Annotated in this window: 10 protein-coding genes; 6 read left to right on the top strand and 4 right to left on the bottom strand. The window is 59.6% G+C overall.

The window, feature by feature from the left end; all coding sequences use genetic code 11:
* The first annotated feature begins 190 nt into the window (after positions 1–190).
* Entirely contained in the window at positions 191–6,076 is a 5,886-nt protein-coding gene (locus QA639_RS37765; RefSeq protein ID WP_283088665.1) for an AAA family ATPase, read from the top strand.
* Here the strand turns inward: QA639_RS37765 and QA639_RS37760 are convergent.
* A complete protein-coding gene (locus QA639_RS37760) occupies positions 6,071–6,463 on the bottom strand; it encodes a response regulator transcription factor (protein WP_283088664.1) in 393 nt (130 codons plus the stop codon). The genes QA639_RS37765 and QA639_RS37760 overlap by 6 nt on opposite strands.
* A 220-nt stretch (positions 6,464–6,683) precedes the next feature.
* Between QA639_RS37760 and QA639_RS37755 the strand changes: the two genes are divergently transcribed.
* The 3 genes from QA639_RS37755 (at position 6,684) to QA639_RS37745 (ending at position 10,660) form a co-directional block, all read left to right on the top strand.
* A complete protein-coding gene (locus QA639_RS37755) occupies positions 6,684–7,304 on the top strand; it encodes a response regulator transcription factor (RefSeq protein WP_028337062.1) in 621 nt (206 codons plus the stop codon).
* Between the two features lie 280 nt (positions 7,305–7,584).
* Positions 7,585–8,475 carry a LysR family transcriptional regulator gene (locus QA639_RS37750; protein WP_038377875.1) on the top strand — a complete coding sequence of 297 codons (891 nt, stop codon included), beginning with the start codon at positions 7,585–7,587 and terminating at the stop codon, positions 8,473–8,475.
* 589 nt (positions 8,476–9,064) lie between these two features.
* Positions 9,065–10,660, top strand: coding sequence for a GMC family oxidoreductase (locus tag QA639_RS37745; protein ID WP_283088663.1), 1,596 nt, complete (start codon positions 9,065–9,067; stop codon positions 10,658–10,660).
* Positions 10,661–10,834: 174 nt separating this feature from the next.
* Here QA639_RS37745 and QA639_RS37740 read toward each other — a convergent pair whose 3' ends face one another.
* The 3 genes from QA639_RS37740 to QA639_RS37730 form a co-directional block, all read right to left on the bottom strand.
* Positions 10,835–11,851 carry a helix-turn-helix transcriptional regulator gene (locus tag QA639_RS37740; RefSeq protein ID WP_283088662.1) on the bottom strand — a complete coding sequence of 339 codons (1,017 nt, stop codon included), beginning with the start codon at positions 11,849–11,851 and terminating at the stop codon, positions 10,835–10,837.
* A 350-nt stretch (positions 11,852–12,201) separates the two neighbouring features.
* Positions 12,202–14,409, bottom strand: coding sequence for a xanthine dehydrogenase family protein molybdopterin-binding subunit (locus QA639_RS37735; RefSeq protein ID WP_283090691.1), 2,208 nt, complete (start codon positions 14,407–14,409; stop codon positions 12,202–12,204).
* A 4-nt stretch (positions 14,410–14,413) separates the two neighbouring features.
* The gene (locus QA639_RS37730; RefSeq protein ID WP_283088661.1) at positions 14,414–14,869 is read right to left on the bottom strand and encodes a (2Fe-2S)-binding protein; all 456 of its coding nucleotides are present in this window, start codon (positions 14,867–14,869) and stop codon (positions 14,414–14,416) included.
* A gap of 447 nt (positions 14,870–15,316) precedes the next feature.
* Here QA639_RS37730 and QA639_RS37725 point away from each other — a divergent pair, with 447 nt between their 5' ends.
* Positions 15,317–15,592 (top strand): hypothetical protein, encoded by a 276-nt coding sequence (locus QA639_RS37725; protein ID WP_283088660.1) that lies wholly within the window; start codon positions 15,317–15,319, stop codon positions 15,590–15,592.
* Positions 15,593–17,176: 1,584 nt separating this feature from the next.
* Complete coding sequence (locus QA639_RS37720) at positions 17,177–19,963, top strand: UPF0182 family membrane protein (RefSeq protein WP_028337057.1); 2,787 nt, start codon at positions 17,177–17,179, stop codon at positions 19,961–19,963.
* Positions 19,964–19,978 lie beyond the last annotated feature (15 nt).

The following is a 19,978-nucleotide window of genomic DNA, read 5'->3' as shown; positions in this document are numbered from 1 at the left end:
GCAAATCGCTGCAAATTGCTGCTGAGAAGCAGGTTCCGCGTCCGCTGCAGCCGGCCAGCCCAAGGGATGAGTGGAATTTTTCGGCCGGTGGAGTAGTTTTTCCCGAGGCTGGGGGAATGGCCGCGCGCATGGCCGACGAAGAGCTTGATCAGCCGACTTCAAGCCGAAGCCCGACGCTGGAGTCTGACAGATGGTGCAGCAGCCGCTGAACGTCGCGTACCCGGATGGTAGCGCTCCGGTGTTGTGGGAGGACGGCGAGCGCGTGGTCAGCCGTGGCTGGCAACTGGACGACAATGGCAACCGGCTCGCCGTGTTGCTTGTTGCCCCTGCCGCCGACCGCCCGTCCCGGTCAAGACTTGATCGTCTCACGCACGAATACGAGCTGAAGGATGAGCTCGACGGGGCATGGGCGGCGCGGCCGTTGGCCCTCATGCGCGACGCCGGTCGGACCGTGCTCGTGCTCGATGATCTTGGCGGCGAGCCGCTCGACCGTTTGCTCAATGGCCCTATGGAGGTGGGACGCTTCTTGCGCTTGGCGATCGCTGTTACCTCGGCTCTGGGCAAGCTTCATCAGCGCGGGCTCATCCACAAAGACATCAGGCCAGCTAATATTGTGGTGGACTGCGCGGATGGACGCGTGCGGCTCACCGGGTTTGGAATTGCATCGCGCCTGTCCCGCGAGCGGCAGGCGCCCGACCCGCCCGAGACCATCGCCGGTACGCTTGCTTACATGGCGCCCGAACAAACCGGGAGGATGAACCGCTCTGTCGACGCCCGCAGCGATCTCTACGCCCTCGGCGTTACGCTGTACCAGATGCTCACGGGCGTTCTGCCCTTCACGGCAGCCGATCCGATGGAATGGGTGCACTGTCATATTGCAAGACCAGCGGTGCCGCCCAGCGAGCGGCTGAGAAACCTCTCAGGCTCGGTCTCTGCGATCATAATGAAGCTGCTCGCCAAGACTGCTGAGGAGCGTTATCAGACGGCTGCAGGCGCCGAGAGCGATCTACGGCGTTGCCTTGCTGAATGGGAAACCCGAGGCGACATCGACGAATTCGCGCCCGGGGAACACGACACCCCGGACCGGCTGCTGATCCCCGAAAGGCTGTATGGTCGGACGGCCGAGATCGGTACCTTGGTTGCCTCCTTCGACCGTATCGTCGTCGGCGGCAGGCCGGAGTTGGTGTTGGTTTCGGGATACTCCGGCATCGGAAAATCCGCGTTCGTCAACGAGCTTCATAAGCCGCTAGCTCTGCCCCGCGGTCTTTTTGCATCGGGCAAATTTGACCAGTACAAGCGCGACATCCCTTACGCCACCCTTGCGCAGGCCTTTCAGAGCCTGATCCGTCCGCTTTTGAGCAAGACCGAAGCGGAACTGCGGCGATGGCGGGAGGCGCTGCTCGAGGCGCTCGAACCGAACGGTCGGCTGATTGTTGATCTCGTCCCGGAATTAAAGCACATCATCGGCGATCAGCCACCGGTCCACGAACTGCCGCCACAGGATGCGCAGGGCCGCTTCCAATTGGTGTTCCGGCGATTTATCGGCGTATTCGCGCGGCCGGAACATCCACTCGCCCTGTTCCTTGACGATCTTCAATGGCTCGATGCGGCAACGCTCGATTTGCTCGAGGATCTGTTGACCCGGCCGGACGTGCAGAACCTGTTGTTGATTGGTGCTTACCGTGACAACGAAGTCGATCCCTTACACCCGCTGATGCGCAAGCTCGAAGCGATGCGCCAAGCTGGAGCGATATTACAAGACATCGTCTTGGCACCCCTGACCTGTGAAGACTTGGGACAACTGGTCGCGGATTCTGTTCACAGCGAACCGGAGAGAATCGCGCCGCTGGCACAGTTGATCCACGAGAAGACAACCGGTAATCCGCTTTTCGCTATTCAGTTCATTTCTGCGCTCGCCGACGAAGGATTGCTCACCTTCGATTATGGCGAGGCACGATGGCGCTGGGACCTGAATCGCATCCAAGCTAAGGGTTACACCGACAATGTCGTGGACCTTATGGTGGGGAAGCTGAACCGCCTGTCCGCCGAAACCCGGAACGCATTGCAGAAGCTCGCCTGTCTCGGCGACGACGCAGGGTTCACCATGTTGCGGATCGTTTCCCAGTCTTCCGAGGAGGAGATGCATGGCCGGCTTTGGGAGGCGGTGCGAGCAGGGCTGATCTTTCGTTCGGAAGAGTCCTACAGATTTCTCCACGACCGTGTTCAAGAAGCCGCCTACTCCTTGATCGCGGAGGAATTGCGTGCCGAAGCCCATCTCCGAATAGGGATGATGCTCGCAGCGCAGACCCCTCCAGAGAAGCTGGAGGAGACCATCTTCGAAATCGTCAATCAGCTCAACCGAGGCTCGCATCTCATCACGTCAATTGAGGAGCTCGAGCGGGTCGCAAAGTTGAATTTAGTTGCAGGTAGGCGCGCCAAGGCCTCGACAGCGTATGCCTCAGCGCTGAACTACCTGTCCTGCGGCGCAGCGCTGCTGCCGGGGGACCCCTGGGAGCGCCAGCACGACCTGATCTTTGAGCTGGAGCTGCACCGGGCCGAATGTGAATTCCTCACCGGTGCACTGGCGGAAGCTGAGCAGCGCCTGGCGGTGCTGTCGGCCCATTCCGCAACGACGATCGAACGAGCACGCGTCACGTGCCTGCAGGTGGATCTTTACACGACCCTGGATCAGGGCAGCCGCGCGATCGCGGTCGGTCTCGACTATCTCCGCCACCTCGGCATCGACTGGTCGCCGCACCCGACGGAAGACGAGGCTCGGCGGGAGTATGATCGGATCTGGACCCAACTCGGTTCCCGCACAATAGAAAGCCTCATTGATCTGCCTTTGATGAGCAATGAGGCATCGCTTGCGACCCTCGATGTCCTGACGAAGCTTGGGCCGCCGGCCCACTATACGGATGCGAACGTACGCTCGATGGTCATCTGTCGAGCCGTCAATCTCAGTCTTGAGGGCGGCAATTGTGACGGCTCGTGCTACGCCTACGCAGTGCTTGGCAGGCTTGCTGGACCGGAGTTCGGTGACTACCAGGCGGGGCTTCGATTAGGCCGTCTCGGCTATGAACTGGTCGAACAGCGTGGACTAAGGCGTTTCCAGGCCAGAACCTATTTGAACTTTGGATATTTGCTCATGTTCTGGACGAGACATGTCCGGGAAGGTTGTGAGCTGCTGCGGCGTGCATTTGAGACAGCAAACCAGATCGGTGACCTCACGTTTGCCGCGTACTATTACACCCACTTGAACACGTATCTTCTAGCAGCGGGGAATCCACTCGATAACGTGCAAGTCGAGGTCGAGCATGGTCTCGCGTTCGCGCGGAACATGCGGTTCGGTTTTGCGATTGACTCCATCGCCGGCCAGCTTGGGCTGATACGGACGCTCCGCGGCTTGACGCCGATTTTCGGTCGCTTTGACGATGGGCAGTTTGACGAACTCCTGCTCGAGTCCCGTTTCGGCAGGAACCCGGATCTGGCGTTGGCGGCGGGCTCGTATTGGATCCGCAAGCTGCAGGCACGCTTCTTTGCCGGCGACTATGCGGATGCCCTCGAAGCCTCATTGATGGCGCAGCAGCTGCAGCCGACATCGGCGTCTTTTTTTGAGTGCGCGGAATATCACTTCTACAGTGCGCTCTCCAGGGCAGCGTCCTGCGACTCTGCGGCAGCCGGCCAACAGCAGGAACACGTCAGAGCACTGGCCGCGCACCACCGACAGCTCGAGGTCTGGGCGATGGCGTGCCCGGACAGCTTCGAGAACCGTGCCGCACTCGTCGGGGCGGAGATCGCCCGGATCGAAGGCCGCGCGCTCGATGCCGAACATCTTTACGAGCACGCTATCCACTCCGCACAAGCGCACGGCTTTGTCCATAACGAGGCGCTCGCCAACGAAACCGCCGCACGCTTTTATGCTGCACGCGGGTTCAAGAAGATCGCGCATGCCTACCTGCGGGACGCGCGGTACGCATACATCCGTTGGGGAGCCGACGGCAAGGTACGTCAACTCGACGAGTTGTATCAGCACCTCAGGGAGGAAAAATCGGTTGTCGGCCCCACAGGCACGATCGGGGCATCCGTCGAACAACTGGATCTAGCTACTGTTATCAAGGTCTCGCAAGCCGTGTCGGGGGAGATCGTTCCAGAAAAGCTGATCGACACGCTAATGCGCACAGCGATTGAGAACGCGGGTGCCGGGCGAGGTCTGTTGATCCTTGCGGTAGGTGATGGCTATCGGATTGAGGCAGAAGTCACGACGAGCAATAATACGGTGACCGTCGGTCAGCGGCAGGCAGGTGTAACCGCTGCAGATCTGCCCGAGTCCATCCTGCACTACGTGATCCGGACGAAAGAGAGTGTTCTTCTCCACGATGCCGCAGCCGCGAACCCGTTTTCGGCTGATAGGTACATTCATCGGCATCACGCCCGTTCAATTCTCTGCCTGCCATTGCTCAAACAGAACAGATTGGCCGGTGTACTCTACCTCGAAAACAACCTGACGGCCCACGCTTTCACACCTGACCGCGTCACAGTGTTGAAGGTGCTTGCGTCGCAGGCAGCAATCTCGCTCGAAAACTCGCAGCTGTATCGCGACGTCGCAGATCGCGAAGGGAAGATTAGGCGTTTGGTCGACGCGAACATCATCGGAATCCTCATTGCCGACCGCGAAGGTCGAATTCTTGAAGCCAATGACGCGCTTCTACGCATCCTGGGATATGACCGCGAGGACTTGGTTTCGGGGCGCGTGCGCTGGCCCGAGCTGTCCCCGCCGGAATGGCGCGAGCGCGACATGCTGACTCAGGCAGAACTGAACTCAACCGGGAAAGTTCAGCCCTTCGAGAAGGAGTATATTCGGAAAGACGGCAGCCGGGTTCCTGTGCTTATTGGCGCCGCTCTGTTCAAAGAAGGGGGCGACGAGGGGCTTGCTTTCGTGCTCGATTTGACAGAGCGCAAGCGCGTCGAGGAAGCGCTTAGCCAAGCACAGAGACTTAGCCGTACCGGCAATTGGATCTACAACGCGACAACGATGCGTTACCTCTATTGGTCGGACGAGAGTTACAGGATCTGGGGATTTGATCCGCTGCAAGGCCTTCCAACGCAAAAAAGCATGTGGAAACGCATTCACCCAGACGACCGCGACAGAGTTTGGGGAGCGGTTCAGGAGGCTGTGCGCCAGAGAAAGGATTTCATTGCCGAGTTCAGACTCCTCCTGCCTGATGGCACAATCAAGTGGGTCGAAGGAACCAGCTATCATGTGTTTTCGCCCCGGGGCACGCTGGCCGAGGTTATCACCACAACTGTCGATGTGACGGAACGGAGGCGGGCGCAGGACGAACGTGAAAAGCTACGCCAGCTCGAGTTGGATTTCGCCCACATGAACCGCGTGAGCATGATGGGAGAATTGGCCGCCTCGCTGTCTCACGAAATTCTGCATCCGATCGCTACCGCTCGTAACAACGCCCGTGCGGGAATGCGCTTTTTGGAAATGAATCCGCCAGATCTGGATGAGACGATGGAAGCCCTCGCTTGTGTTGTCAGAGATACGGACCGAGCCAAGGATATCGTCGGACGGATGCGCGATCACATCAAGAAAGCGCCTCCACGAAAGGAGCGCTTTGATCTCAATGCGGCTACTAACGAAGTGATCATCCTGGCACAAAGCGTCATCCTCAGGAATGGCATCATAGTTCAAACTCGGCTTGCAGATGGATTGCTTTCGGTTATGGGGGATTGCGTTCAGCTGCAACAGGTCTTGCTGAACTTGATCCTGAACGCGGCTGAAGCAATGAGTTCGGTTGAGGAAGGGGCAAGAGAGTTGTTGATCAGCACCGAGGAGGATCAGACTGGCGCCCTCGTCGGCGTGCGCGACTCCGGGCCGGGCATTGATCCGGAGAATCTCGATCGAGTCTTCGACGCCTTTTACACCACGAAGTCCGGTGGAACAGGGATGGGACTATCGATATGCCGCTCCATCATCCACGCACATGGGGGCAAGTTATGGGCGGAAGCGATTGAACCTCGCGGCGCCGTGTTTCAGTTTACCCTGCCGGCGGATAACGGCTCATAAACTGTCATCAATCGGTGTACCCGGCTGCAGAGCCGAACGCAGGTACCGCGCGAGACAGTCGTCGTCTACTGGCTTGCTGAGGTAGCAAACAACCCCGTCCTTTAGAGCCTGATCCCTCGCGACCTTATCGGGGTAGGCGGTAATGAGGATCGTCGGGATCGCGTACCCCGCATCGACCAAGTGCCTGTGCAATTCGACACCAGTCATTCCGGGCATGTTAACGTCGGTGACCAGGCAGACGGTTTCAGGCAAGCCCCGCGACGCCAGAAAATCGGCCGCTGACGGAAACGCTTCAACGGTGTAGCCCAGCAACATTATGAGTTTTCGCATTGACTCACGATAGGGCTGATCATCGTCAACGATTGCTATCAATGTACGGTTCGACATTGCGGGTTCCAGGCGCCTCCGCCGACCGGCGGGGCAACTCGCGCAGCATGCAACTTAATGTCATTGACATTTCCCGATTACGCAATGTCGCCGTTCCTAAGCGATGGCTTAGGCCTTTCGGCTATCCGCTTAGGCATCAAAGATTGTTCATCACGATGGAATGAGCGTAGACTGACACCGGTAATAGGGAAATGTGCTTTTCCAACGCAGGATGCCGAGAGTGGGTGAGGCAAATCCCAGTGTCTTGGTTATCGATGACGATCCCGAGTTTCGCGACTCGGTCGTGCGGCTGTTGCGGACCGTCGGCCTACCTGCCCGACAATTTTCGTCGGTTCAAGATTTTCTCCAGGCCGATCCGCCGGGCGGTCCTAGTTGCCTGGTGCTCGACGTGAGAATGCCGGGGAGAAGCGGTCTTGAGCTTCAGCGCGACCTTGTTGCCGCAAACAGGCAAGTGCCGATCATCTTCATCACAGCGCACGCCGACGTCCCGATGACCGTGCAGGCGATGAAGGGCGGCGCGATAGAGTTCCTTACGAAGCCATTCCGTGATCAGGATCTGCTTGACGCCATCGAGGCCGGCCTCGCTCGCGATCGGGCCCGTCGAGACAGTGATGGCGCATTGGCTGCGCTCAAGGAGCGTTTCGACACGCTTAGCTCCCGCGAGCGCGAGGTCATGCTCGGCGTCGTGGCAGGTCGTCTGAACAAGCAGGTCGCCAACGATATCGGCATCTCAGAATCTACAGTGAAGGTGCACCGTGTGAATCTGATGCGGAAGATGAATGCGCGTTCGCTTCCCGAGCTCAGCCGAATGGCGGACCGCCTCAACATACGGCTACAGTAACCGTGGAATGTCTGAGCCAGAAAGGCATGTCCTCAATCGTTTCGTGCGAAGGTGCGATCTAATCGCAAAACTCAATCTACCGCACTTCTCTGCGCCGCTGGCTCTCTTTCCTCGGGGCCCTTCCGGCTAACGGATTCGGAGCGCGAGGTATACGTCCTCACTCCTAAGCGAACGCTTAGCCCAGGTAGCGACAAGCGAACGTCGCTGTACCCTCGCGCAATCGACCGCAGCGCTCCAAGCCATCAAACTGCGCCAACAAGAATCTCGACGGAGATCAGCCATGGAGCTTCATCAAGTTCGTTACTTCCTCGCCGTCGCATCCACGCTCAACTTCACGCGCGCGGCCGAGCAGTGCAATGTCACGCAGCCCGCCCTGACCAAGGGGGTGCAGAAGCTCGAGCAGGAGCTCGGCGGCCAGTTGATCTACCGCGAGCGCCAGCTGACGCAGCTCACCGACCTTGGAAAGGAAGTCCTTCCGATGCTGGAGCGCACACTGGCCTCGGCTGACGCGGTGCGTCGCCGAGCCCAGGAGTTCCAACGCAAGGAGGTCGCGCCACTGAAGATCGGTCTCGCCCCATCCATCTCGGCGTCGCTCGTCCTCGATCCGATCGCGGAGATCGCAAAGTTCGTCCCTGGACTTCACGTCGAGCTGCGCGAGGGCGCGGCGGGGAAGCTCGTCGACCTCTTGCTTGAGGGCGAGATCAACGCCGCAATGGTCGGCGACGTGCAGGACGTGCCCGCCCGCATCGACGACTGGTCGCTGTTCGAGGAGCACTACGTCGCAGTTCTCGCGCCGACACACCGCCTCGCAAACCGTCCCTCGATCGGCATCGACGACCTCCGTGAGACCGTCTTGCTGGAACGTGCCGATTGCGACGTTGCCCCGAAGATCCAGCAGTCGTATTTCCCCGAGAAACCGCCCCAACTCGGCCACTGCAGCGGCCATGACTTGCATCTGCAGCACATGGCCGCCGCCGGCTTCGGCGTGATACTCGCGCCCGAGCACATGCCGCGCCTTCCGACGCTCAAGACCATTCCGCTCGAAGGCTTCCCGGTTTCGCGGGAGGTGCGGCTACTGGCCGTGCAGGGGCGCCGCTACTCCCCGGCACTGGACGCTTTCGTCAAGGTCGCGCGGCTTCGCGACTGGTCGGTCGTGGTTCGCACGGCGTGAAAATCGTTGAATGATTCCAGCATCCGAAGAGCGGATGCCCGTCCACTGCGGCTACTTCAGAAGACGCCAAAAAATGCGCTTCGCATGAAGCAGTGGCGCATCGACCGCCAGTTCAATGGCGGCGCTTCGGTCCCAAGTCCATCGTCCCCAAGTCCATCGTCGAGAGCTTCTCGTTCTTGTCGGCTTACAAATGAACGGTGTCGTCTTACGTTCGGACAGGTCGCTCGCGGTCGCGACGGATTTGGGATTGCGCGGGCGCACAGCGGGTTGGCGGCGACGGTGCTCGGCCTATCGAGGCGCGTGGAGGTTCGCTGATCGCCATCTCGTGCCAGGCAATTGAAGAGACCGAAAACTCGGTTTCGTGGCGCGATGCGGCTGTTGGCGTTCCCGGTACAGCATCATGCGGTACCGCGAACGACAATAACGATCGTCTATCGACTCTATGGCGAGAGGTGATTTCCCTCGCCGGAGGTGCAAGGTCACTCTCCAAAAGCAAGATCCAATCGATCTCTGGATTAAGCGCCGCGATAGCGAGGCGCCCTGGGGCATTGATTGGACGACAAAGATGGTGCGAAAGAGAAAGACACTGATGTCCCAGGAGAGGTACGACATTGTAATTGTTGGCGCGGGCGCGGCGGGCTGTGTCGTTAGCAGTTATCTTGCCGAACACACCGATGCGTCGATCGCGCTGATCGAGGCGGGCGACATGGATCGCGACCCGTTCATCCACATTCCGGCGGGCTTCGCAAATATACTGGTCCACGACCGGCATGTCTGGAAATACGAGACAGTCCCCCAGCACGGCACCAAACGAGCCTATCGCTCAGGCAAGGTGCTCGGCGGCGGCTCCTCGATCAACGCGATGTGCTACGTCCGTGGTCAGACTCGCGACTTCGCCGCCTGGCAGGACGCGGTCGGCGACACCGGCAAATGGTCGTATGAAGACCTGCTTCCCGTCTTCATGGCGCAGGAACGCAACGACACCTTCCACGACGAATATCATGGCATCAATGGTGGTCTGGCGGTCCAGTTGCCCAAGGGCATCAACGAGCTAAACCAATACTGCCTCAAGGCCTTCCAGGAATACGGGCTTCCCTATAATCCCGATTATAACGGCGAGAGCCAGATTGGCGTCTCGCCGGTGCAGTCGACGGTCGGAAATCAGCGCCGGTGCAGCGCAGTTGATGCGCATCTGCGTCCGCACCTCGTCTCAGGCCGCGTCACTCTTCTCACCGGCAAGACCGTCGTTCGGATTCTTATCGAGAACAGGCGAGCTGTGGGCGTCGAACTGAAGGACAACGGCCTCGAGAGGATCATGGCTGGCGAGGTCGTCCTATCGGCGGGGGCCGTTCATAGCCCAAAGATCCTCATGCATTCGGGCATTGGACCGGCCGATCAGTTGCGGCAGCACGGCATCGCGGCGATCGTCGATTCTCCGGAAGTGGGCGAAAATCTCCACGACCACCCGATGGTTCCGGTCCGCGCCTACGTGAAGGGCGATCTTGGCTATCAGGCGGCCGCACAGGGACTCGGCACCGTGAAGGCCGGCCTGCGTTATCTCGTCACCAAGGATGGCCCGGCGTCCGGCAACGGTATTGAGACCGTTACCCACTGGAATCCGTCGGACTTCGCCGCCGAACCCACGATCCAATGCTACCACGCTCCTATCATCTTGAATGAACAACTGGGCCCGGCGGGCGACCGCGCGGGCGTCACCTTCGAACTCGTGGTACTTCAGCCCAAGAGCCGTGGCTGGGTGCGGCTGGCTGATGGCGACCCAACGTCGATGCCTCTCATCAACCCGAACTTCATCGGCGAGGATGAGGACTTGAGGGCCGCGGTGGAATCCGTGCGCGCGATCCGCGAGGTTATGGCCCAGGAGTCATTGGCGTCGGTGATCGAGGAAGTGATGGATCCCGGCTCGCATATCCGGTCGGACGCTGAGATCGGGGAATGGGTGAAGCGAGTCGCAACGACGATGTGGCATCCGGTCGGAACGTGCCGGATGGGTCAGGATGGGCGAGCGGTGGTCGACGCAAGGCTTAGGGTCCGCGGGGTCGACGGTCTCCGGGTGATCGATGCCTCGATCATGCCGAATATCACCAGCGGCAATACCAACGCCCCGACTCAGGCGCTTGCGCGCCACGCCACCGCGATGCTGGTCGACGATCTGAAGGGGACCTAGGGAGTTCTGGCACAAGCTGGCGGCAGCGATGGCCGCAGTCCTCCCGTCCGCGCTGGCCAGGGGGAGGCGGCGCCGGTTGGATGCTCTTCGCGGCTTGGGCGCGTGGACGAAGTTCGTGCTATCGTCCGCGCAGTCGCACCTGGCCCTGTGAATCTCGTTATCGGCACTTCACTCTCAGATGCCCTTCCGGGCTTTGCCATCCTTGGCCATCTGCCGGTAGTCGCTCGGATCTCGCTCGAACGCTTTTCGAAAAGCTCGCACAAAACTCGAACGGCTCTCGTACCCCGCATTTTGAGCAACGACGTCGATCGACATCGTCGTTGTCGTCAAGTCGATCGCAGCTTGGCGCATTCTCAAGTCTCGCAAGATGACCATCGGGGATCGTCCAAAGATATCCGAGAAACGCGCCATGAACGCCGACCGACTCAATCCCGCACTGTGTGCCAGGCTTTGAACCGAATGCGCCGCTCCTGGCCGCGCCACCATATCTGCAAAAGCACGGGTGACCTGCTTGTCGGCGAGTATCGAGAATCGCTCGGTCCATCGCCGGGATGACCTGAGGGACCGTCGTACCAATGAGACGACGATTTGCTTGAGCAGAGACCCTGTCATGGCTCCAACGCCGACCTCCTGCTGCAGGAGCTCGTCGATGGCCTCGCGAAGCTTCAGGTCGATCTTGTCGGCAGGCTCGAACTGCTCGATCACCGGTTCGCGGAGGTCTCCAAACAGCCTCACGGACTGACCAAAGAATGCGTTAAAGAAGCCGCATATCTGGACGATTTCGGGTTGCTCGTTTGGCACTGCGACGCGGAGGATGCCGTCTTGATGAGTCCAGCAGTCCCTCGAAATGAGCTTTGGCGGGCCTTTTCCACCGCCAACCTCGATCATGAACGGAGTGTTTGGCGGAACGATGATGAGCAGATGAGGGCGCAACGGCATCTCTGGTCCGCCGTTGATAGACATGCGTCCCACGCCACACAAATTGTAATGGATCCCGGGTACGTCAATGGTCCCGAATTGCACCCGATGGCCTCGCGGCACCAGTAGCTCGGTCAGCGCGACGACATCGATGGAGAGCGCCTGCATCAAGTTGTTGAGGTCTGTTGTAGACAACTTGACAGTGGCGCCCGCGGGCGGTGAAGCGTTCTGCCCGACGAGGACCTGCTTTGGAATAGCTTTCGAAGCGTGCATTTGTAGTGGCCCTTTACTGCCCGGCTACCGGCGCCGATAGTGCTCCGAAGCCTGTTCTCCAAGGATCAGCGAGGGCGTCGCCTTGCTCATTCGTAGCACTCAACTTCGTCTCCTGCCACTAGACGAAATTAGGAGCTGAAGCGAACCAGGCGGCCCTGGTTGGGTTGCCGGTCCAATCTAGGGAGCCCCAAATGCCAGCTCCGAAACGGATCCGGTTTGCAAGGCGTGACGGCGTCCTTCCGAGAAGTGATTTCTTCCGAGCAGAGAATGCGAACGTTCCCATGGTTGTTATGCTGTGCCTGACCGACATCCGTTGCGCATTGCGACGCTCGCGGGACGACGGGAAAGGACTAAGACGACGACTTCAGCACATCCGTCTCGATCGGCAGGCTGCGCACACGCTTGCCGGTCGCAGCGAAGATCGCATTGGTCACCGCAGCACTGACAATGGCTGTCGGAGCTTCACCTACGCCACCCGGGGCTTCGGCATTCTTGATCAAGTGCGTCTCCACCACCGGCACCTCGTCGATACGCATCGGCAGATAGCTGTCGAAATTGCTCTGTTCGACCCGTCCATCCTTGAAAGTGATTGACCCATGGAGAGCGGCGGTCAGGCCGAAAAGCGTTCCACCTTGAATCTGTGCTTCGATCGTATCCGGATTGACGTACACGCCGCAGTCAATCACACAAACGATCCGCTTGACCTTGACAGAGCCATCGGCCGCCACTTCGACCTCGGCGACCTGCGACGTGTAACTTCCGTATGCGAATTGCACCGAAATTCCACGGCCATGCCGCGCGGGAAGGGGGGATCCCCATCCGGCTTTCTCCGCTGCAAGCGACAGAACAGTGAGCGCTCGCGGATTGTGGCCGAGCAGTCCCTTGCGATAAGCGACGGGATCCTGCTTCGCGGCATGAGCGAGCTCATCTATGAAGCTTTCGACCACAAAAACGTTGTGAGTCGGTCCGACGCCGCGCCACCAGGACGTCCGGACACCAGGGGGCTCGACCCGGACAAAGTCGACATGGATACTGGGCAGTGCATAGGGCGGCTCAGCCGCCGCTTCTACGGCATCGGGGTCCAATCCGTCCTTGAAGTAAGGGGGATAATAGCGAGCCATGACTGAGGAGCCGGCGATCCGATGCATCCAGGCAACCGGCTGGCCAGCCGTATCAAGTCCGGCCGACAGCCGATCGAGATAATAGGGCCGATACATATCGTGCTGGATGTCTTCCTCGCGGCTCCAGATCACTTTCACCGGGCCGTCGACGTGTTTGGCGATCTTGACGGCGAGAATAGTGCCATCGGCTTCCAGCCTTCGGCCGAAACCACCGCCAATCAGATGATTGTGAATCTTGATCGCATCCTTTGGCAGGCCGGTGAGTTCGGCCACCTGAGACTGCGTGATCGTAGGCGCCTGTGTACCGACCCAAATGTCGCAACGATCCTTCTGCAGATGAACGGTACAGTTCATCGGCTCCATCGCCGCATGGGCCAGGAAAGGCACCTGATAGACGGCGTCAACCCGTTGCGCTGCCTTCGCAAGTGCCTTCGCCACATCACCGACGTTACGGGCAACAGCGCCCGGCTTTCTGGATTCCTCTTCCAATTGTCTGACGATATCGGCGCTGTTGACCTTGCCGTTCGGCCCGTCGTCCCATGCGATGGCGGCGGCCTCTAGCCCCTTCTTCGCCGCACCCATGTGATCCGCCACCACGGCAACAGCTTCATCGATATTGATCAGCTGCCGGACCCCCTTCACTGCCAGCGCGGCCTTCTCGTCCACCTTTTTCGCTTTGCCACCGAGCACAGGCGAAATGGCAACTGCTGCAACCTTCATACCCGGCAGTCGCGTATCGATGCCATAGAGCGCGCGGCCATCGACCTTTATCGGAGAATCCACCCGCTTGGCGCTCGTGCCGATCAGGCTGAAATCCTTCGGATCCTTTAGTTTGACGTTTGCCGCAGGTGGGACAGGAAATTTCGCCGCAGCGGTCGCAAGTTCGCCGTAGCTCAGATGCTTCGAGCCTGTTGCATCGAACACGACGCCGTTCTTGGCGCGGCAAGTCGCTGGATCGACGTTCCAGCGTTTTGCGGCTGCCGCGATCAGAAGAGTTCGACCCACTGCCCCTGCTTGGCGTAGCGGCGTCCAGAAGGCACGGACAGAAGCGGAGCCACCTGTATTTTGAATGCCTATGATCGAGTTGACGTAGAGCGCATGATTTGGCGGCGCATGCTGAACCTGAATCTGGTCAAGTGTCACTTCCAGTTCTTCAGCGAGAAGCATCGAGAGCGACGTGTAAACGCCCTGTCCCATCTCGATCATCGGAATGACCAGTGTCACGGCGCCGGTCGGATTGATCCGTATAAATCCATTCGGTGCGAACGTACCCGTGATCTCGTTTTCGACCACCTGCGAAGTAGCTGCCGCGAAGACGGGCCCCGTGCTTGCACCGCTCAGCACAAAACCAAGTAGCAAACCTGTGCCCTGAAGGAAGCCGCGACGTGATATCGCTGTTTCATCGACAACCCGCTCTCTCAGAAAAGGCTCATTCATCATTTCAAACTCCCGCAGCGTGCTTGATCGCGGCGCGAATGCGCTGATAGGTGCCGCATCGGCAGACATTCCCCGACATGGCGGCGTCGATGTCCTCATCCGTCGGCTTCGGCGTGTCCTTCAGGAGCGCCGCCGCCGACATGATCTGGCCGGACTGGCAGTAACCGCACTGCACCACCTCCAGCTCCAGCCACGCCTTCTGCAAGGCCGCGCCCTGCGGCGCCTGGCCGATCGCCTCGATCGTGGTGACCACGCTGTCGCCAACGCTGTCGACCGTGGTCTGACAGGAGCGGACAGCCTGGCCGTCGACATGCACGGTACAGGCGCCGCACAGCGCCTGACCGCAGCCGAACTTGGTGCCGGTCATACCGAGCACATCGCGCAGCACCCACAGCAGCGGGATGTCGCCGTCGACGTCGACCTCATGGGGGGAGCCGTTGATCTTTAGCGTGAAAGCCATGTATGCCTCTTTAGCCCGTTGGGAGTGAGCGGTGAGCCGACGCACCCACGCATTGAAAGTTCTCGGCAGGATCAAGTCGCCCGAAGCAGCATATTCGGGAAGATCAAGTTCGGACTGACGTTCGCTGAGCGTTCGCTCGATGGAATCTCCGACAGCCGCACCGATTGATCGCAGCGTGGGGCGAGGTTTTCCAATAGCCGGCATAAATAGTTTTCATAACGGCGTGGAATATTGCTGCGGTTGGACATCTCTGCCATTCGAAAATCAAGGCCCGTATGCAGTCTGCGGCAGCATTCATTGCCGATAGATCGACTGAGCGCGGTTTAGACTTCCCTTCAGTTTTCCTGTGACCAATATTTGCAATACGGCGGCGCCGAACGCTGCGCATTACGCCAGCGTCTTACCGCGATGACGCACTGGTCGATGCGCTCGCTGAGGCGTCGGTCGATGGGTGGAAGCGCCTCGGCTTGCCGCGGCGGCCCTACGCGCTCGCGGCCGAATGACTTCAAGTCGGGGGAGTTCGCGAATTGTTTCGACCCGCGCTTCAGTTTCGCCGCGCAGCCCGGTGAGGCGCGGATCACCACAATGTCGAGAAGCGCAGCACGCCGTTTGATCAAGAAAAAGGCCGGCGGGCGCTACGCCGCCGACCTCGTCTTGCAGCTGCCGGCTGTCAGGTCCGGTTCCGCTGCATTGCATCTTCCTGGGATCGATTTTGATCCGTAGCATCCTCCGTCTGCTGGAGCCATTGCACGACGGTAGGGTCAAACCCTTACGGAGATAGGCACGCACTGCATCATCCGGTGGAGCCCGCTATCCCTTGGTTTAGGGGCAGCCCATGAGATGCTGCGACGGTCCCGATAACAACACATCTAGGTCGGCGCGGGGACGCGTCGCCGTACTTCGTCGCGCGAGTCAACAGCGAACCATGCGGCCCGCCGCATGTTGGCAGGTCCGAGCCGGGAAAAAGCACCGGTTTGAAGCGAGAAGGCACGAGTAGGCAGGCCTAAACTTAGGTTTGCTCATTCTTAGACAATGTACTGTGCGCGATCGACCTCTGTGCAATGGTTTGGTTGTTCTCTCGTGACTACGCTGGTGCTGTCAATCGCCCGATCTATCGAGCAACAATCGAGGAGTTCCAGCGATGAGAATCATGGATGCAATCGCATTGTCAGCTTTTGCTTGCAGGACGGCTGAGTCAGCCTCCGACTTTGCGAGCGTTGTTCGCAACTTGATTTTGGACGTGCGAGACAGTTACCGGCCCGAGTTGCACTACATGCGTGGCCCTGGTCCGAAATGGCGCGCTAAGCATCAACCCAGTCTGAAATTCGACCTTCGAGCAGTATCACCGGTCGAGCAGCACCAAGTGTCGCCATTGCATGTGCGTCGTCGCGTTGCGGCCAACTCCACTCGATAGTCAGGCCGGGTTCACGAAACAAGGAGGCGGAAAACTCATTTTCCGGTCGTAGCTCGAACAGTGGACTTTTGTCTGACGATGCCGAAAACGCCCTATCTTTTAAGGGGGAATGACTGACTCTCTCTCTCTCTCTCTCTCTCTCTCTCTCTCTCTCTCTCTCTCTCTCTCTCTCTCTCTCTCTGCCGCGGTCCCATTGATTCTGATTTGGGTGCGCGTGCGGCTATGCACCTTCGTAGCTTGGCAAAGACGACCGAGCTGGTCGAGAGATCGAGCGAAGTCATCTGCCGCCGGAGGACTTCGCATCGCGTGACGTTGAGCGTCGGCTCTTACACCTCTTGGACCCCCGTTAAGAACCTGACCTTCTTGGCGGGCGTCAACTACGCGACCAGAAATACGCGAGCGGCAGCACCGTAACGCTGCCATTGCAGGCGAGCATCGCAAAGCCCGGTGCTTCTACGAGCTAAAGGATCAACATAGCCTCACTGTGCTACTCCACGCTCAACGCAACCGGTGAATCGCCTGAGAAATCACCAAAACCAGGAAGGAAAGCGAAGCGAACTTCAATGATCTCCAGAAAAAGCCTCCGGGATGTCCTCCGGAGGCTTTTACGTTTCCGCTCACAAAAACCATTGCGCCGGGAGTGGACGCCCTTGCCTACCACGGGGAAATCGGTAGGTAAGCCACGGCAGGAGATAAAATTATATTGTAATTTCAATGATATAAGAGTTCACAGCTTTATTCCGAATGGCGTGCCAAATCCGCGCCATTTCATAACCTTGTCCGACGCGGCGCCGCCGCGGGAGCGTGATCTCGCGCCGGCCGCTTTGCACTCCGTGTTGTCCCGGTCCCAATCAAGCGGGCGGGCGCCCCTCATTTGCGCTATGATTGCCGTCATGACGATCGGGATTACCGGACCCGAACGGAAGGCACCACGACAAAGTGGCGTGGTCAGGCTGATCGTTGCGATCATTGTCACTGTGATCTGCTTGATCCTGCTCGCGCTCGCGAGCGATTTCCTGGTCGACTGGCTGTGGTTTTCGTCGGTCGGCTATGTGCAGGTCTTCTGGACAACAATCGGCGCCAAAGCCGCCGTCTTGGCTACGGTCTGGACGGCAACGGCCCTCATCCTCGGGGTGAACGGGTGGCTCGCGCTGCGTTTGGCCGGCAAGCGGTCGACACAGGTTGCCGCGGCTTCCGTCGGGCAGGTCGCGGGCAGCGCGCCGCCGGATCCATTTGCGCAGTTGTTCGATCGACTGCCGTGGCCCGCGATCGCCGCAGGCGGGGCAGCCTTGCTCGCGCTGCTCGTCGCGGCGGCCGAAGTCGGCTATTGGGGCATCTTCCTGAGGTATCTCTATCAGGCGCTCTATGGCGCAGACGATCCGCTCTTCAACAAGGACCTCGGCTTCTACCTGTTCTCGCTGCCCGCCTATGTTCTGGTCAAGAACTGGATGCTGCTTACACTGGTCCTGAGCGCGCTCTTCGCCGCAACAATCTATTGGGCTCGCGGCGATATCGAATACGACGTTCATCACCGGTCGATGTCGCCCATGGCGATTGCCCACGGTTCGGCATTGCTTGGTCTTCTCTTCGCGGTGAAGGCCTGGTCCTACGCTCTCGACCGCTATCTGCTGCTCTACGGCGACAACGGCGTCGTCGTCGGCGCAAGCTACACCGATGTCCAAGTGGGGTTGCCGGCCCTGTGGCTCATGATCGGGCTCTCGATCATCGCGGCGCTCGTCGCGTGGGCAAATGTGCGGGCGCGCAGCTACCGGCTTCCGGCGGCGGCGGTCATGCTCGTCGTCACCGGCGCCCTGGCATTGTCCGGCATCGTCCCGGCGCTGTTCCGGCAATTCGTCGTCAAACCAAGCGAGCTGGAGCTGGAGAAGCCCTACATCGAGCGCAATATCGCGCTCACCCGGCAGGCGTACGATCTCGACAAGATCGTAACCAGGCCCTTTGCCGCCGAACAGAAGCTCACCTTCAGGACGCTCGACGCCAACAAGGCGACAATCGATAATATCAGACTGTGGGACTGGCTGCCCTTGTCGGATACCTACGCGCAGCTGCAGGAGATCCGCACCTACTACAAATTCCATGATCTCGACGTTGACCGCTACTGGCTCGACGATTCCTACCAGAGTGTGATGCTTTCGGCGCGCGAGCTGCGCTCCTCGCTGTTGCCGCCAAATGCGCAGACATGGGTCAACCGCCACGTGCTGTTCACCCACGGCAATGGCGCGGTGATGAGCCCAGTCACCCGCAAGAGCACTGAGGGGCTGCCGCTGTTCTATTTGCAGGACATTCCGCCGGTTGCGGACGGAGGCCCCAGGATCGTCGAGCCGCGCATCTATTACGGCGAGGAGAGCGACGACTACGTCATCGTCAAGGGAAGTGCGCCAGAGTTTGATTATCCGAAAGGCAAGGACAACGCCTATGCGCGGTATGAGGGCGCCGGCGGCATTCCGATCGGCTCAGTGGCGTGGCGAACGCTGTTCGCGTACTACTTCAACGACCCGAACCTCTTGCTCTCGAACTACATCACGCCGGAGAGCCGGATCATGATCCGGCGCAATATTCGGGAGCTGGTACCCGAGATCGCGCCGTTCCTGAGGCTCGATCATGATCCCTATCTGGTGATCAGCGGCGGGCGGATGTTCTGGATGCAGGACGCGTATACGACGAGTTCCTATTTTCCGTCGACGCCGCCTGTGCATGATTTCGATCTCAACTACATCAGGAATTCGGTGAAGGTCGTCATCGATGCCTATCACGGGACCGTCGATTTCTATTTGATGGATCCTGCGGACCCGATTGCCGCGACCTACGCGCGCATCTTTCCGCAGCTGTTCAAGCCGTTCGCGGCGATGCCCGCGGATTTGCAGAAGCACATTCGATATCCGGAGGACCTGTTCCTGATTCAGGCGCGGCTGTTCCAAGCCTACCACATGGAGGCCGCCGAAGTGTTCTACAATCGCGAGGATCTCTGGCAATTCCCGCGCCAGCCGGGCAGCGGCGGCGGCACCTCGGTGATGAGCCCTTATTACATCATCATGCGGTTGCCCGGCGAGGCGCGGGCCGAGTTTTTTCTCATGGTTCCGATGGTGCCGAGCCGCCGCGACAACATGATCGCGTGGCTGGCGGCGCGTTGTGACGCGCCCGACTACGGCAAGCTGATCGTGTACGAATTCCCGAAGGAGAAGCTCGTCTACGGGCCGTTCCAGATCGAGGCGCGGATCAATCAGAACACGGAGATATCGCAACAGCTAACATTGTGGAATCAGATGGGCTCGCGGGTGATACGTGGGGCGAACCTGCTGGCGATTCCGATCGAGAACTCGATCCTTTACGTATCGCCGCTCTATTTGCGCGCGGAGTACGGGCACTTGCCGGAGCTGAAACGCGTGATCGCGGCCTATGACGAACATGTGGTGATGAAGGAGACGCTCGGCGAGGCCTTGTCGGCTCTATTCGTCGAGCCTGGCGCGGCGCGGCCGGTCTCGAGTACGAATGAGGAAATACCTGTCACAGGCCCGTCGACGAGTCAGGCAAGGGACGCGCTCGATCGCTACAATAAGGCCGTTGAACGATTGCGGTCAGGCGACTGGAAGGGCTTTGGCACGCAGTTCGATGCGATGCGCGAGCTTTTGGAGGAAATGAACCGGCGTTCCACCGGCCGCTAGGGCGTCAATTTCTTG

The sequence above is a fragment of the Bradyrhizobium pachyrhizi genome (assembly GCF_029714545.1).
Taxonomy (GTDB): domain Bacteria; phylum Pseudomonadota; class Alphaproteobacteria; order Rhizobiales; family Xanthobacteraceae; genus Bradyrhizobium; species Bradyrhizobium pachyrhizi.
The sequence above is the reverse complement of the archived record's forward strand: the minus strand, read 5'-3'. Positions and strand labels throughout refer to the sequence as shown.